The organism is Gorillibacterium massiliense (assembly GCF_000455485.1).
Lineage (GTDB): Bacteria > Bacillota > Bacilli > Paenibacillales > NBRC-103111 > Gorillibacterium > Gorillibacterium massiliense.
This window is the reverse complement of the sequence record NZ_CBQR020000107.1, coordinates 23,802-39,324: the sequence shown is the minus strand read 5'-3', so window position 1 is coordinate 39,324 and position 15,523 is coordinate 23,802. Positions and strand designations below refer to the sequence as shown.

The window sequence follows — 15,523 nt, the reverse complement described above, 5'->3', positions numbered from 1 at the left end:
GTGATCACTCCGTCATTTCAAAATTCTGGTCAGTGCCGTTTTCTTTAAAAGTGTTGCCTAATCCCACCCGGTAGTCGGTAACTCCGACTTTGTAGAGAGGCATATATAGGCCGTATTCTTCGTTATTACGGAAGGTCGAATTTTTAATCACCGGTCCCAGATCGTTATACAAATAGGCACCTTTTTTTGCATATTCCACAACTGCGTACTCCAATTGGATCGTCTTCGAAGCGGAGTTGCTTGAGAAGGTGATGCCTTGCCAACTGCCCGGTTGTTCCATAGAACTGGTGAACGTAATGGGTTTATCGGCAGTGCCGACAGCGTGGAGCCCGCCTTTATTCGTTTCTGCGATGTACAGACCGGTATCCGGTGCCCAGTTCGTTACGACTCCAGGTTCTATTGTCAGCACTGGATTCGCTGCACCATCCACATCTATGGAAATATCCATATCGTAAGGGATGCCTAAATTGCGCCAGGTCGTGTTCGACTTCATCTCGGCATAGGAGCTAATATTCGTGATGCGGATGGCATCGAGGGCGTTGCCTGTATACTTTCCTTTCGGCAGTTGATGACTGCTCACGATATCGGCGATAACAGGGAAACCACCGCCGTTCAAGGATGAATGAGTACCGGTTACGATGATTCCGGGACTTTCCGAAGCAAGGCGACCGAAGCCTGCCAGCTGGATTCCGGAAAACAGGTTGTTCTTCAGTTGGGTATCGGCAAGGTTCACTTCAAGGGGCTGTCCGTAGGATTGGATATTGACAGCACCTTTGTCTCCTTCGCCGGCATATTCGATATTGGCATGGCTGATTGCCGCTTTATTCCTCAGAGTGGACTCGCCGAAACGGATCCCTTTCCAAAATCCCGGTTCAGGACTCGCGCTATCCGCTGTCAACTCCACCGGTTTATCGGCAGTGCCGTTTATGACCAGTCCTCCCGGGTCAACTTCTCCAACGAAGAGGGAAGCGCCATTCATGAAGCGGACGACAGCGCCGGCTTCTATCGTAAGGACGGGACTTTCCAGCCCCGAGATATCGAAGTCACCTTCAACAAAGTGGGGACTCTCGCAAGCTTTCCAAGTCTCGCCGGCGGAATTGATTTTACCGGAGTGCACAACGCCTGATTTACATTCTGCCGGCTTTGTATTGACGAGAGCCATCTTATTCGGTGCATCGTAGGAAACCTCACCTCCCAATGCTTCCGATACAAAGCGAAGAGGCACGAAGGTTCGCTCTTTAATGAGCATCGGCGGCACATCCAGGGTCACGCTTTTGTTGTTGATCGTGGCTGTCGCTTTTCCGATGACCAACTTTATCGTGGTTTGACCCTTCACAGCAGTTACCATTTGGGCTTCCGCATTCCATTTGATCTCGGCGCCAAGCCGTTCGAAAATGGCCCGAAGTGGAACCATTGTCCGTCCCTTGACGCTGTATGCTTCCGCATTGAGCAGTACCCCGTCTATCTTGACCTTGACCGGCTCATACTGCGGATCTTTGGCGGCGGCTGAAGCCGTCAAATTAAGCAGTAGAGATATGACGAGAACCAAACACAGTGTTGCGATTTTCTTCATTGCTACAAATCCTCCTTTTTTTCTCCAACCATAACGCTGGAAGGTTTTTCCTCCCGAGCACCATTGATTGTAGCAAAGGAAGACATTTCCGAAGTCTAACGATAGATATATATAGAGTTATATCTTTAGCAATTATTAGATTGGCATTAGTATAATAAAAAGCCGGTTTGAAGCTTAATGCTTCACAACCGGCTCTTTATTTTAGATAGATGTTTAGATGTCATGGAATCAGCCGCAGCTGCCTTGCCCGCTGGATGGCTTGCACTCGGCCGCTGGCCTGCAGCTTGCTATAGACCCGATGGAGATGAAGCTTTACGGTTCCTTCCGACAAGACGAGCCGGCGGGCGGTTTCTTTGTTGGATAAGCCCAGGGCTGTAAGCTTTAATACTTCCGTTTCACGATTGGTTAATGTATACCCATACTCTTTAAAGATGGGTTCATCATCCTGGAGCTGCCTTTTCGGTTCCGCCGTCAGCTTCGGTTCCGCCTCCCCGGTCAAAATGTGATAGAAATGCCGAGCCGCCCATTTCCCGAGGAGCTCGGGCTGAAGCGACGGGCGGAGCGAGTCCGTCAGAAATCGGCTGAAGATGGGAGCGAGGATGCGGTTAAATTGTTGCAGCTCACAACTGAATGCATCCTTATTGTTCATTTCAAGAGCTTCATGCATAAGTTTTACGCAAGTATAAAGCTCCGTCATACGTTCAAGCAAAAGAGATTGCAGGAGCGAATCATTAAGCAGATTCGCTTCAAGCTCAATCACGGCAAATTCCTCCCCTAAGGTAACCCCTAATGCCACAGATTGTAGCATTTGCCTCCGGAGTTGGAATCTAACGAAGGGTATAAACCGGGTTATATCTTTGGCGAATTCTCCTTATCCCAAAGGGATGATCTGCAGCTTCTTGCCGATTTGGATCGCTTGTAATCGGCCGTTGGCCTGCAGCTTGCTATAAATCCGATGCGTATGCAGTTTGACGGTTCCTTCGGTAAGGACAAGCTCCTTAGCGATTTTTTTATTAGAATAGCCCAATGCGATCAGCTGTAGAATCTCCGTCTCTCGTGTCGTAAGGGTGTGTACAGTGTTGGCTCGACCAGGTTTGGCATACGCAGGGACCTGCTCCCAGACTGTTCGTTCGTCCGCTTGCGCGAAGGCCGCATGTAGTTGTCTGGCAAACGTAAGGGATGCGCCGGTCAGGAGCTCGGGAATCGAACGGTCGATCCGCGTTTTGATGTATACAGCTAGGACGGGAGCCAGCCAGCGAGCGTTATCGATGAACGTTCGAGAATAGCCCATCTGCTCGCCGATAGTCAAAGCCGTATGAAGCGACCGCATGCTTTCATAATCATTCCCGCAACGGAGGTGGAGATGGCTTTCCAGACAAAGAGAGTCCATAAGCGTGCATATTCGCCCAGTGGTTTTGGATGCGTGGCTCAATTGGACGGCGAGAGGAAGAGCTTCCTCATACTTCCCCAGATGCAGCAGCAGGCGGATTTGAGTCAATCGTTCAAAATCAGAGTAAGGGGCGGTGTTCGGTTTAACCCGTATAGTCCGGTTCTCCAACCAATCCTGCGCATAGTCGAAATCCTCTTGTTCCGCAAGAAAACGGGCAAGGCAGGCATTCAGCAACCCGTGCCAATGGGTACCTTGCAGCCCCTCTCGTTCCAGCCTTTCCATAACGCCCCGGACTCCGGCAACGGCGATTTCCGGTGTTCCTCGTGCTCGTCTGAGCTTCGCTTGAACGATGACGGCGGGGATCAGAGCACCCAGACAATTGTTTTGTACGGCGGCTGGAATGGCAATGGATAGATATTCGTCGGTTTTATCCAACTCGTTTTTCTCGTAATACAGTTCGCTTAAAGCCGTACGCTGGTAAGCGCTGTAGCGTGTTCCGTCGGCTTTATTCTTATCGATAAAGGAAGCATAGAGTTGATGAAAGGCCTCCGCTTGTTTCAGATTTCCTGAAAAACCATAAAAGCCGCTTATAAGCGGAGCCAAACCTTCGTTAATTTCCAAATAGCGGTGCATGAGCTCCGATTCGTCGAGAATGGTATCGGTCTCCCGGTTATTCAGAATCTGGATCAGGCGAATGGTTTCGTCAAAGTCTCCCATCAAAAAAGAGCAATAATGAACGAACATAAAAGCATCTTCCTGCATCCGGGTGTATTGATGTTCATCCGGGATTGTCTGCAGAGCATCATCAATCATTTTCTTATGGAAGGGAATGCGTTCTAATCTTTTGGAGAGAAGATCGCTCCAGGCGTGAATCAGGAGAAGGCCGGGACTTTTGATGTAATTCGATGGCAGAAGGTTCAGCCAACTGTCCACGAGGGTCAGTTCCTGGCGGTCGAATAGTTTGGGGGCGATAGCTTCGATCAAGCAGGCGGCCCTATCATAGTCGCTAGCCGACAAAGCGTGGTTGATGGCTTCCTCCAACAGCTGATGCTGTTCCAGCCAGATGCTGGCTTGCAGGTGCAAGCCAGCTGCCTCGATTTCGTTGTTTCGGGCTAGGCGGTTGCGTAAAAAATCGGCAAACAGGTGGTGGTACCGAAACCAGTATCCCTCACCGTCAAGGGGGATAACGAACAGGTTAGCTTGTTCGATATCATGGAGCAACGTTTCACTATTCTCCATTCCGGTGACGGCGGTGCAAAGTTCTACATTCATTCTTTCCAGAATGGAGGTTTGGAGCAGAAAGTTCCTTACCCCCACCGGTAAATGGTCGATGACCTCTTCCATCAAATAATCGACGACGTAGCGGTGTTTGCCGGAGAAATGGTTGATGGCGGAGGGTCCGTTCATTGCCGTAAGAGCAGCAAGCTGTACGCCGGCGATCCAGCCTTCTGTCTGGTCCGCTAGCCGGCCCAGTTCGGCAGCGGATAATCCGATGCCCATTTGGCTTATCCAGAAAGCCGCGATTTCCTCGTCCGTCAGCTTCAAGTCGGAGTCGGCGATCTCCTTCAGCTGACCTTTGGCGCGCAACATCGCGACGCGAAGCAGCGGTTTTTTGCGACTGATGATGCATAGATGGATATGGTTCGGACTCTGTTCGATGAGATATTCGATCGACTGATGAATTTCTTCCGAATGGATCGTATGATAATCATCCAAAACCAGCATCACATCCTGCTCCATCGGCGACAACGAATTAATCAGTAAAGTGACGTATTGGCTTCCGGAGATTTGCAAGAAGGAGTGAAGGAGAGAGCGTGCTTTTTTTTGGATTCCCGGAACAAGAGGCTCGCAGGCGGCGATAATGTAGCTCCAAAACCGGTGCAAGTCGTTTTCGCCTTTATCCAAGGATACCCAGACGCTGGAATAAGATCTTCGCCGAACCCAGTCGGCCACAACCGTCGTCTTGCCGAAACCGGGGGGAGCCGTTAACAAGGTAAGCTTGCCTTCAGCCGCCTTATCCAGCTTTGCCAGCAGCCCGGAACGTTGAATAAAGGCCGCCGGATTATGAGGGATATAGAGTTTTGTCGTAAGCAATTGCTCCTGGTTCATAAGGGAACCTCTCCAGTCTCCAATTTGGACAAAAAAGCGATTTCAAAAATAAGGATATATATCCTTATTTTATACACTGGTTCTATATCCTTCAATATGCAGTCGCCGCCCACAACAACGGAAACGCAAGATCATAAACTATTTCAGCCGATGCGGGGCGAAGGAGGTCATAGAATGCGTGAGAAAAACGATAAGGACGTATCAAAGGGCGTCTTCAAGCTGGTGAAAAACAAAACGGGAAAGTCGGTAACCGCAAAGGATATTCATAAAATCGCTCAAGGTGTTACGCCGGAGACGGTACAAAGCGAGGCGCAATTGCGGCAGCTGATCCAACAGGTTTCCAGTCTCGTAGGAGTTCCAGTGGCGGAAGATACGGTCAAGGAAATCGTTACCGCTGTCCAAAGCAGCAAGATGAACCTGGGCAGTCTGGAGACGCTTATGAAGTTTATCGGCGGCGGGAATAAGTGACGGAACACTGACTCTACCTAAAGAAGCTGTCTGGGCAGCCTATCGCTGCCTTCAGGCGGCTTCTTTCTTTGTATGCGTTTCACAAAGATGAGGGGGAATGGTATAATCGGGTTTAGATTTTCTAGGGGAGGGAAATCGAAACGTGAGCAGCATGGATAAAATGTGGGCTTCATTTACGGGCATGGGCTTGATGCTGTCGGCGGCGGCACTCGTGATCTTCGCCAGAAGCAAGCTGAAGGGACCTTTTCGCTTTCTCTTTGTTACGATTGCGTTTGTGCTTTTATTGATAAGTGTCGTTTTTATGCTGGCATCGATGAGCTAAGGAGAGTATACATACCATGATCAACCTGAAAGGTCGTAGCGTTTCCAAACAAGTTGCCTCGGAGCCGGGTAAGACTATTCTTGATATTGCCTTGAAAAACGATGTAGACTGGGGCTTTTCCTGTACGAGAGGGACATGCGCCCGTTGCCGTTGTCTCATTACGGAGGGGTTGGATCAGCTGGCCAAGCCGACGGATGAGGAATTCGACCGTCTCGAGCCGGAGGAGCTTGAAGAAGGCTTCCGCTTGGGCTGTCAAGCCATAGTGAAAAGCGAAGGGTCGATTACCGCAGTCAATAAAACCTATTTTTAGCCGCAGGCAGCGGTGTTAAGTGATAAGAAAGAAGGGAATCCCGTGCAGCCGGTGGTTCGATTTTTGACGGAAAATAAAAAAATAGCCATCCGCCCGGGATCGTCGCTTTTGGATGCGGGCAACCGGGCGGGGGTTTCCATCCGGACCCGCTGCGGCGGAAAAGCAGCTTGCCTGATGTGTAAGGTCAAGGTGGAGGATCAATCCTTCTTAACTAAGCCGGAGAAGAGCGAGCAACTGAAGCTAGGCGCTTTACTGGAAGAGGGCTGGCGGCTTGCTTGCCAGGCGAAAGTAACCGGAAACGGCGACGTCGAGGTTCTGGTGCCGGAGGACCCGCTGAAATCGGCGGTACGTGCTCTGCTGGCTAAACAGAAGGAGGAGGATCTGTGGTAAAACGCCGAATCCGTCACCTGCTCCTCATCTGTGCCGGAGTGCTTGTGCTGGGTGGTTGCATGGTTCGTCCGGAAACAAACAGTCAGTCAGGTATTCAACCGGGTGATTATGTGCCTGTCGTCCAGCAAGCGGTGGATGTCTATTTGGAGCGGGAACATAAACTGCCGGTGAAAGTGACGGATGCAGCGACTCCCCTCTATGAAAAGTATCCCGTCGATCTGCTCCTCCTGAAAGATTCCGGCGATTTGGCGAAAATACCGGCGGATGCTTTTGAAAACGGAGGCCATCTGCAATATGTCCTTTACTATCTGAATGGGAAGCCGGCGGTTAGGCTGCTGGATTTACGCGCCTTTCAAGCTGTTAAGCAAGCTCAGGATGATGTGGATGCCTATAAGTCTCGGCATGGGGGCCAATTACCTTTCGGGGAGATGCTCTCTTCGGGATTCTATCTCCTTGATTTTCACAAGTTGGGTGTCAAGGAGCCGCGGCTCATGAGCCCCTATAGCGGTGATAAGTGCTATTTGATCGTGAACGAAACGGGTACCGTAGGCGTCGATTATGCGGCGGATATCGGACAGATGATGGCGGATCACCCGGATCAATCGCCCCATGACGATAAAACGGACCTTCGCAGACTGCTGACGGATGAGGGCTTTTTTCTGCCGGTTCGTTCTTTTCCCTATTACTGGATAGATGATTTGGTCACATTACAAGATAATTGAAATCACCTAACGAACAGCGTTTCCCTATAACGGAACGCTGTTTTTATTTTTGTGGGGCATATTTGCGGATTTGGCGCATAAAAAAGATTGAATGCCATTTCCGTGAATCGCCTGCCGGAAAGCATCTTTTACGGAAGTGGCAGTCATAATCTATGAGCACGTACATATATTTTTACTAGTCCAAAGGAATGTACGAGTATGGCTGCTGTGGAGCTTAGGCGTACGGAGCCCTTAAGGCCCGCCGGTTCCCGCCTGCTTCGTTCAATCATTTTACAGGAGGAGATCTTCATTGGAGAAAGTCGATATCTTTAAGGACATTGCGGAACGGACCGGCGGGGATATCTATTTGGGAGTCGTGGGCGCGGTCCGTACCGGGAAATCCACGTTTATCAAGCGGTTCATGGAAGCCGGTGTCCTCCCCAACATCCGCAACGAATCCGACCGCATCCGCGCAACCGATGAGCTGCCCCAAAGCGCGGCAGGACGGACGATAATGACCACTGAGCCGAAATTCGTTCCGAACAACGCCGTGCAAATCACGGTGGCAGAAGGTTTGAATGTAAACGTGCGGCTGGTAGATTGCGTGGGCTATGCCGTAAGCGGAGCCAAGGGCTACGAAGACGAGAACGGTCCGCGGATGATCAATACGCCGTGGTTCGACGAGCCGATTCCCTTTGAGGAAGCGGCGGAAATCGGCACACGCAAGGTCATTCAGGAGCATTCAACGCTGGGCGTCGTCGTCACCACCGACGGAACGATTTCGGAAATTCCCCGCTCATCCTATGTGCAAGCGGAGGAAAGAGTCATTGCCGAACTGAAGGAAGTAGGCAAACCTTTTATTCTGGTGATCAACTCGGCTAAGCCGAACAGCGATTCCGCATTGGAGCTGCGCAGTGAACTGCAGGCCAAATATGACATACCTGTCATGACCTTGAGCGCGGCGACCATGGGCGAAGAAGAAGTGACTTCCGTGCTGAGGGAAGTTCTGTATGAATTCCCGGTCCATGAAGTGAATGTCAATTTGCCTAGCTGGGTTATGGTGTTGAAGGATAATCACTGGCTGCGCAGCAGCTTCGAGAATTCTGTCCGCGACACGGTGCAGGATATCCGCAGGCTGCGCGATGTGGACCGGGTGGTCAGCCATTTTGCGGAATACGATTTCATCGAACGGGCCGCTCTTGCCGGCATGAACATGGGGCAAGGAGTGGCGGAAATTGACTTGTATGCTCCGGATGAACTCTACGATAAAATCTTGATGGAAGTGATGGGTGTTGAAGTCCGCGGCAAGGATCATCTGCTGCAGCTGATGCAAGAGCTGACCCATGCGAAACGGGAATACGATCAGTTTGCCGAAGCGTTGGAAATGGTGAAAACGACCGGTTACGGCATCGCGCCTCCGACCCTCGCAGAAATGGCACTGGATGAGCCGGAGCTCATTCGTCAAGGCTCACGCTTCGGGGTAAGGCTGAAAGCGACAGCCCCTTCCATTCATATGATCCGTGTCGATGTGGAATCGGAATTCTCGCCGATTATCGGGACGGAGAAGCAAAGCGAAGAGTTGGTTCGCTATTTGATGCAAGACTTCGAGGAACACCCGCTGAAGATTTGGGATTCAGATATCTTCGGACGGTCGCTCCACTCCATCGTGCGGGAAGGCATTCAAGGTAAGCTAGCCATGATGCCGGACAACGCCCGCTACAAGCTGCAGGAAACGTTGGGCCGGATTATCAATGAAGGCTCCGGCGGACTCATTGCGATTATTCTTTAACGGTTTGATAAGTTTAGAAGAAAGAAACCTCGGCATCCGCCTGCTGGATAGGGCGGCTGTCGGGGTTTTCCTTTTTCCCGGCTTGCAAATCGGGAAGAGGTATATTACTATAAATTTGATGTTTTGAGCATATTCACGTATATTTTTCCTGGAAAGCGTAAACAAAGAGAAGTAGACGTATCTGACTTGCTCAAGGAGGTGAATGACATGAATAAATCCGAATTGATCGCTAAAGTGGCTGAATCTTCCGAATTGTCCAAGAAGGATGCGACGAAAGCGGTAGAAGCCGTATTCGAAGCGATTTCCGACGCTCTTCAAGGCGGAGACAAGGTGCAGTTAGTTGGCTTCGGTAATTTCGAAGTTCGTGAACGTTCTGCACGTAAGGGCCGCAATCCCCAAACCGGTGAGGAAATCGAGATTTCCGCAAGCAAGGTTCCATCTTTCCGTCCGGGCAAACAGTTGAGAGAGGGAATCCGCTAAGCGGAACATCCGCTGTACATATTTCTAACTCTCATAAGCAGAAGAAAGGGGCTTCTCCTTCGACCACCTTTGGTGATCGGGAGAAAGCCCCTTTTTTGCTTCATAAGAATTTTTACTCTGGCTAAATCATTTAAATTTGGCAAGCGGAATGGCGACTTCAGGGAAATTATAGATATAAGGCGTATACTCGTATTGCTGAAAGAACACTACAACATTATCCCCTCTCAAGAAGAAGTCCTGACAATCCGAAATAGACGTAAAGGGAGAGAGGAGCGGAAAGTCCGGCGCTTGGAACACTTTTGCCACTTCGGCATTGATGATTTCCTTATAATTTGGGTTACCGCCCGCCGCCTCTTGCAGCGTCAACTCTTTGCCTGTGGCAAGATCGAAGGTATGGGCTTTGCGGATGGTTCTTCCATGGGCGCCGAATGTGTACATGTAGTTATCCAGGACGACGCTTAACTTGCCGTTCTGATTGTACAGAATTTTGTAATCGTAGAGCTGTTCGTAGTTAGGATTGCCGTTCTCGGTTGAGGACAATTCTCTTTTGGCATCGGCGAAGGCGTTCTCTGCGTCAGTTTTGAAGACTTCATTCAACTTATCTTGAACTTGTGTATCGGCCATTCCGGAGATCGATGGATATTGTGTCAGAAGGGTATAGGTGTCGGTGGAAGCATCCAATGATATCGTACCTATAGTCAGCTCGTTCACATGTATTTTAACGACGGAGATTTGCTTGGTTTTTGGATTATACGTTACGTTATATCCGAATTGCTCCAGAACGAATTTTAACGGGACGTAGGTTCTTCCTTTGATGATATGGGATGGAGCTTCATATCGCTTTTGTCCGTTGACGGTGTACGTATAGCGCATGTCTTTGTTCGGATCGATCACAATTGTGGTTCGCGGACCTGTGACGGTTACGGTATTCGTTAAGGCATCCCAAGTTGCTTTCAAACCCAGTTTCTCTCCGATGGCGGCTATTCCGACATAAGAGATAGAGGTCCCCCAATCGGTAATGAATCCCGGAACGGTTATTTCCGTTCCGTCTAACAGGAGAGATAAGGTTGAGATTGTTGGCTCGCTTTGATCGATCGCAGCTTCTGCATGAGCGGTACTGCCAAACGAGGGTATAGCGGCTGCGCCGCCGAATAGCAGAGCAGCCGACAAGGGAATGGCAATCCATCCGGCAAAAGTTGAAAGCAAAGCTGACGGTTCTTTGGTCGGTTTACTGGTCATGACAGCTTCTCCTTATGCAAATGGGTTCCCTTTTTTGCTAGATCACTTGAATTTGGACAGCGGGATGACGACTTCCGGGAAGCCGTAGGCATAAGGTGTGTACTCGTATTGCTGGAAGAAGACCACGAGATCGTTCCCTCTCAGGAAGAAGTCCGGATTATCGGAAATCGACGTGAAGGGAGTGAGGAGCGGATAGTCCGGCGCTTGGAAAACTTTTGCGACCTCGGCATTGATGATTTCTTTAAATTTGGGATTATCGCCTGCCGCTTCCTTCAGCGTCAACTCCTTGCCTGTGGCAAGATCGAAGGTATGGGCTTTCCGACCGGTATTTCCGTGAGCCCCGCCTGTATACATGTAATTTTCCAGTATAACACTCAGTTTGCCGTCTTGGTTATACGGGACTTTATAATCGTAGAAGAATTCGTATTTGGCATCGGGGTTGCCGCCCTCCGTCGAGGACAGTTCCTTTTTGGCATCGGCGAAGGCGTTCTCCGCGTCAGTTTTGAAGAAATCATTCAACTTATCTTGAACCTGCGCATCTGCCATGCCGGAGATAGAAGGATACTGCGCCAAGAGGGTATAGGTATTGGTGGAAGCGTCCAACGATTTTGTACCCATGGTTAGGTCATTCACATTCACTTTATCTACGGAGATTTTCTGGGCTTTCGGGTTATAGGTTACGTTGTAACCGAACTGCTCCAGAATGAATTTTAATGGGACGTAGGTTCTTCCCTTGATGATATAAGAGGGAGCTTCATACAGCTTTTGCCCGTTGACGGTGTAGGGGAAGCGTGCATCTTCGTTCGGATTGATCACAACGTTGGTTCGTGGACCTGTGACGGTTACGGTATTCGTCGCGGCATCCCAAATTGCTTTCAAACCCAGCTTCTCTCCGATGGCGGCTATGCCAACATAGGAGGTGCCCGAATCGGTAATGACCCCTGGAACGGTCACTTCCGTCCCATCAAGCAGGAGAGACAAGGTTGAGATTTTAAGCCCGTTCTGATCTGCTGAAGCTTCCGCATGAGCGGTGCCACCAAGAGCGGGTACTGAGACTCCGGCACCGAAAAGCAGAGCGGCTGACAAAGGGATGGCAACCCATTTGGCAGCAGTTGAACGCGAGGCTTGCGGCTGTTTGGTCTGTTTACTAGTCATGATATCTTCTCCTTTTGAACTTGAGTCGATGGGTATGATTGATATCTGCCGACAGGAATAAATCGTTAGCAGCTATAAGAATTGACGGCGTTCCTTTGGTAAAAGTTCGGGAAATCGCAAGAGATAATCTGCGATTATTAATTTCATTATTTCAGTCTTTTTTCTTGACTTTAATTTGCCCATGTTATAAACTCTTTCTTGCGGCTGAAAAAAGAGTAAGCTGCAGCGCTTCTTTTAAACGTCGGGGTATGGCGCAGCCTGGTAGCGCGCACCCTTGGGGTGGGTGAGGTCGCACGTTCGAATCGTGTTACTCCGACTCTAATGCAAGATGAGCAAAACGCCTTCCGTTCGATTTATTTCGAACGGGAGGCGTTTTGTTTCTCCGTTGATGTAGTAAGCATGTCAAACCGACTAAACGAAAAGAACGCCACTAAAATGGAGGTGTCCAATTTAACGGCGTTCTTTTGCTTATTCAAGGGTGTCGTCTGTAAATGAGTTCCACCGGAAATCTCCGAGCGTGGCATTTTCGTAATTCATAATTATATCTCCAGAATAATTTTTCCATGTAAAGTAATGATAGCTTACTAGGTCAACTTTTAGCGTTGGGTAACGATACCAGGATTTATAATATTGTCCCATCATCTTTTTTCCCGGTGCAGCTTTTATCGTTGCTTTGGCGAGAGATTCCATATGGTTTTGGAGTTCGGTAATTGTAGCTGATCTTTGTTCATTGCTGACGCTGATGTCATATTGCACGTGATAGAAGAAGGATGAGTCGTATACGACTTGAATCCAGTAATCGTATGGCGATAGTCTGCTGGTATTTTTATAAATCTCTATATTGAAACTTTACCTAAATTCATTGGCTTTGGTTGTTTCCGCTATGCTCATACATTTGACTTCCGCCGGGTTTTCCAGCATCATAAGAGAATAGAATCGTTGCGATGATGGAGGCTGTTCATGGAAGAGAAAGATTATGATTATTTCGTAGTCAAAGCCAAGGAAAACGGCGTGCATGTCATTGGCCTGACCCGAGGCCAGGACACTAAATTTCACCATACGGAGAAGCTGGATAAGGGAGAAGTGCTGATCGCCCAGTTTACCGATCACACCTCCGCCGTTAAGGTTCGCGGTAAAGCCACTGTCCTGACCAAGCATGGAAAAGTGGAGACGGACGAATAGAAATGATGAAGGAAATGAAACCGTACGGCAGCAGTCGCTGCGAGGTGCGGTTTTTTTGTGTGCCTAACCTGAGATGTCTCGCGGAAGATAACCGTTTGACAGGAATGTTGTGCGGCTTGTGGGCTTATACTTGAAAATATAGAGTTGTTTCCGGGAGGCGGGTTCGGATGCGCTGGAGAGAACGGTTTGCCGTCGCCACCTTGCTGTCGGTTGCCATCGCGGCATCATTGTCGATTCTCCCAACTGCAGAAGAGCGCGGAGGGAGTATTGAAGCAGCAGGGTACGGTTTGAAAGAGAAGTTGACGGATTCCAATTTGGTGGATCTGCTGGTCGACCTGCCGAAGAAAATGGAAATCCGACGAGCTAGTTGGAATTCGCCTGTGCTAGCCGTCGATTACATCATGCAACCCGGACAAGACGAGAAGGACGTGCTGCAGGATCTTTCCAAACTAGCGCAGTTCTCGGTCGAAGGCACGACGAATATCGATGAAATTCAGGCGCGAGTTTACGGAGCCGACTCATGGGAGCAAGGGTCGGAGCAGCTGCTCGTTTCGCTGAATACCCGCCGCGGGGAAGCGGGGAATTTGCGCAAACTGCCAAAGGATACGGACACTTTGCGTGCGATGCTGGAAAAACGCTGCCGGCTTTCATTTACGCGTAAAGGACTGGAAATGATTACAAAAGACAAGCGCACATAACGGGGTGTCGGCAAAAGTGCGTGCGGCGGAGGGTTATGCTATAATAATGTGTCAGAAGTAAGAATGACTCTTGTGCACGCAAGGTGTACGAGTGATGATCTCGGAGGCCCAGGATGACCATTTCTCATATGAAAGAACTGGCTGCACGGTTCACGGAACACGATATGATCCGTATCCATACGGATCTCCCGGATTTCCCGGAATTCCGTACCCGTCTGCTTTTTACATTTCTTAATCGTGAACCGGAAACAGAGAAGAACAGCGAGCTATACGCTCTTGTAACTTCTCTGGTTCAGCTCGGCCTCGATACCCATGATCTTGTTCCCGTTACAAACCAATTGAAGGACAAGCCGTCGTCTCGGGCGCGCCAGCTTAAAGTATTAGCCGGGGATTATTTTAGTTCCCATTATTATCACCTGTTGGCGGAAGCCGGTGAAATCGAGATGATTCGTCATTTGGCTGCTTCCATTTGCGAAGTTAACTGTCAAAAGATGAATTATTATTCCTTGGCGAAGCAGGTCAAGCTCACCGCTGAAGAGCATATCCGCCGTATGGTCACCATCAAATCCCAGCTCTTTCTGAGCTTTCAAACTTGGATGACCGGAATTTCCCGGCGGCTGTGGCCGGAAGTACTGCAAATTGTGACGAGCTGTGAGGTGCTAGCCGACGAAATCAATCGCACCGGCGTCTTGGAAAGCTTCAAAGGCAGTTGGGGGTATTGGCATATCCTGCAATCCGCCAGCAAGGAGGAAAAAAAACAGCTTCAATCCATGGAATCAGACACAGGCAAAATTCGAACGCTGCTGCTCAAATATAATGTGAAAAGCCAGCTTATGCAGCTGCTCGATACCCAAGTGGATCTCTTGGCCCAAAAAATCCGCCAGTTTCATTCCGACCGTTTGTCCAAGGATCTACAGCCCATTAGCGAGCTGCTGACCCGTGTCTTAAAACATCCCAAGGTGCAGGAAGAATTTTGAGGTGACCGAAAGCTGATGAAATCCAAGGAACAATTTGTCCATTCGGTGTTTGAAAGCATAGCGCCGAAATATGATCTCATGAATAACATTCTTAGCTTCAACCGGCATAAAGCATGGCGAAAGTTTACGATGAAAAAGCTTGCCGCCACTCCTGGCAGCGCAGCGCTGGACTTGTGCTGCGGTACTTGCGACTGGACCATCAGCTTAGCTCAAGCAAGCGGCTCAGGCCGTATTGTAGGCCTCGATTTCAGCGCCAACATGCTGGAGATCGGCAGAGCGAAAGTGGCCCAAGCCCATCTGGATGACCGCATTGAGCTGGTACAGGGCAATGCCATGGAGCTTCCTTTTGAAGACAACAGCTTCGATTATGCTACCATCGGGTTTGGTTTGCGCAATGTGCCCGATTTGGTACAAGTGCTGAAAGAAATGCAGCGTGTTATCAAGCCTGGCGGCAAGGTGCTATGCTTGGAATTATCCAAGCCGACCTGGCAACCGTTTAAAGGGATTTATTATTTCTATTTCCGTAAAGTACTGCCAAACCTCGGCAAATTGATCGCAAAACGTTACGAACAGTACAAGTGGCTGCCGGATTCCCTTGTCAGCTTCCCCGACCATAAGCAGTTGGCCGATATTTTCAGGCAGACAGGACTCGTCCAAGTCGAGGCTTACCCCCTCACCGGAGGAATCGCGGCGCTGCATATCGGCATTAAAAAAGAAAAATAAGCGTTGGGGGAACGATC

The 15,523-nt window shown here is 49.6% G+C and carries 17 protein-coding genes and 1 tRNA gene; 12 read left to right on the top strand and 6 right to left on the bottom strand.

The window, feature by feature from the left end; genetic code table 11:
* Window positions 1-4 precede the first annotated feature (4 nt).
* The 3 genes from TJ79_RS15285 to TJ79_RS15275 all read right to left on the bottom strand — a co-directional run bounded on the left by TJ79_RS15285 (window position 5) and on the right by TJ79_RS15275 (window position 5,072).
* Window positions 5-1,573 (bottom strand): copper amine oxidase N-terminal domain-containing protein, encoded by a 1,569-nt coding sequence (locus TJ79_RS15285; RefSeq protein WP_040951203.1) that lies wholly within the window; start codon window positions 1,571-1,573, stop codon window positions 5-7.
* A gap of 220 nt (window positions 1,574-1,793) precedes the next feature.
* Window positions 1,794-2,333 carry a helix-turn-helix transcriptional regulator gene (locus TJ79_RS28450; RefSeq protein WP_052339626.1) on the bottom strand — a complete coding sequence of 180 codons (540 nt, stop codon included), beginning with the start codon at window positions 2,331-2,333 and terminating at the stop codon, window positions 1,794-1,796.
* Window positions 2,334-2,444: 111 nt separating this feature from the next.
* On the bottom strand, window positions 2,445-5,072 hold the full coding sequence (locus TJ79_RS15275; RefSeq protein ID WP_040951202.1) for a winged helix-turn-helix domain-containing protein: 2,628 nt from the start codon (window positions 5,070-5,072) through the stop codon (window positions 2,445-2,447).
* Window positions 5,073-5,246: 174 nt separating this feature from the next.
* Here TJ79_RS15275 and TJ79_RS15270 point away from each other — a divergent pair, with 174 nt between their 5' ends.
* The 7 genes from TJ79_RS15270 (at window position 5,247) to TJ79_RS15240 (ending at window position 9,532) form a co-directional block, all read left to right on the top strand.
* Window positions 5,247-5,540 (top strand): stage VI sporulation protein F, encoded by a 294-nt coding sequence (locus TJ79_RS15270; RefSeq protein ID WP_052339625.1) that lies wholly within the window; start codon window positions 5,247-5,249, stop codon window positions 5,538-5,540.
* Window positions 5,541-5,691: 151 nt separating this feature from the next.
* Window positions 5,692-5,862 (top strand): DUF2768 family protein, encoded by a 171-nt coding sequence (locus tag TJ79_RS15265; RefSeq protein WP_238323021.1) that lies wholly within the window; start codon window positions 5,692-5,694, stop codon window positions 5,860-5,862.
* A gap of 16 nt (window positions 5,863-5,878) precedes the next feature.
* Window positions 5,879-6,172 carry a 2Fe-2S iron-sulfur cluster-binding protein gene (locus TJ79_RS15260; RefSeq protein ID WP_040951200.1) on the top strand — a complete coding sequence of 98 codons (294 nt, stop codon included), beginning with the start codon at window positions 5,879-5,881 and terminating at the stop codon, window positions 6,170-6,172.
* 42 nt (window positions 6,173-6,214) lie between these two features.
* Window positions 6,215-6,562 (top strand): 2Fe-2S iron-sulfur cluster-binding protein, encoded by a 348-nt coding sequence (locus TJ79_RS15255; RefSeq protein WP_040951199.1) that lies wholly within the window; start codon window positions 6,215-6,217, stop codon window positions 6,560-6,562.
* Window positions 6,556-7,284: a hypothetical protein gene (locus tag TJ79_RS15250; protein WP_040951198.1), complete on the top strand. Its 729-nt coding sequence runs from the start codon at window positions 6,556-6,558 to the stop codon at window positions 7,282-7,284. Before TJ79_RS15255 ends, TJ79_RS15250 begins: the two co-directional genes overlap by 7 nt.
* 289 nt (window positions 7,285-7,573) lie before the next feature.
* Window positions 7,574-9,052, top strand: coding sequence for a stage IV sporulation protein A (spoIVA, locus tag TJ79_RS15245; RefSeq protein WP_040951197.1), 1,479 nt, complete (start codon window positions 7,574-7,576; stop codon window positions 9,050-9,052).
* 207 nt (window positions 9,053-9,259) lie between these two features.
* A complete protein-coding gene (locus TJ79_RS15240; RefSeq protein WP_040951196.1) occupies window positions 9,260-9,532 on the top strand; it encodes an HU family DNA-binding protein in 273 nt (90 codons plus the stop codon).
* Between the two features lie 126 nt (window positions 9,533-9,658).
* Here TJ79_RS15240 and TJ79_RS26035 read toward each other — a convergent pair whose 3' ends face one another.
* Both TJ79_RS26035 and TJ79_RS15230 read right to left on the bottom strand, forming a co-directional pair.
* Window positions 9,659-10,771, bottom strand: coding sequence for a stalk domain-containing protein (locus tag TJ79_RS26035; RefSeq protein ID WP_052339624.1), 1,113 nt, complete (start codon window positions 10,769-10,771; stop codon window positions 9,659-9,661).
* Window positions 10,772-10,813: 42 nt separating this feature from the next.
* A complete protein-coding gene (locus TJ79_RS15230; protein WP_040951195.1) occupies window positions 10,814-11,926 on the bottom strand; it encodes a stalk domain-containing protein in 1,113 nt (370 codons plus the stop codon).
* Window positions 11,927-12,168: 242 nt separating this feature from the next.
* Here TJ79_RS15230 and TJ79_RS15225 point away from each other — a divergent pair.
* Window positions 12,169-12,242, top strand: a tRNA-Pro gene (locus TJ79_RS15225).
* Window positions 12,243-12,394: 152 nt separating this feature from the next.
* Here TJ79_RS15225 and TJ79_RS28185 read toward each other — a convergent pair.
* Entirely contained in the window at window positions 12,395-12,682 is a 288-nt protein-coding gene (locus TJ79_RS28185; protein WP_155987906.1) for a hypothetical protein, read from the bottom strand.
* 204 nt (window positions 12,683-12,886) lie between these two features.
* Here TJ79_RS28185 and mtrB point away from each other — a divergent pair, with 204 nt between their 5' ends.
* From mtrB to TJ79_RS15205, 4 genes are all read left to right on the top strand, one after another.
* The gene (mtrB, locus tag TJ79_RS15220) at window positions 12,887-13,108 is read left to right on the top strand and encodes a trp RNA-binding attenuation protein MtrB (protein WP_040951194.1); all 222 of its coding nucleotides are present in this window, start codon (window positions 12,887-12,889) and stop codon (window positions 13,106-13,108) included.
* A 167-nt stretch (window positions 13,109-13,275) separates the two neighbouring features.
* Entirely contained in the window at window positions 13,276-13,806 is a 531-nt protein-coding gene (locus tag TJ79_RS15215; RefSeq protein ID WP_040951193.1) for a hypothetical protein, read from the top strand.
* 113 nt (window positions 13,807-13,919) lie between these two features.
* Window positions 13,920-14,783 (top strand): heptaprenyl diphosphate synthase component 1, encoded by an 864-nt coding sequence (locus TJ79_RS15210; protein WP_040951192.1) that lies wholly within the window; start codon window positions 13,920-13,922, stop codon window positions 14,781-14,783.
* A gap of 15 nt (window positions 14,784-14,798) precedes the next feature.
* Window positions 14,799-15,506 carry a demethylmenaquinone methyltransferase gene (locus tag TJ79_RS15205; RefSeq protein WP_040951191.1) on the top strand — a complete coding sequence of 236 codons (708 nt, stop codon included), beginning with the start codon at window positions 14,799-14,801 and terminating at the stop codon, window positions 15,504-15,506.
* The last annotated feature ends 17 nt before the right edge of the window (window positions 15,507-15,523 follow it).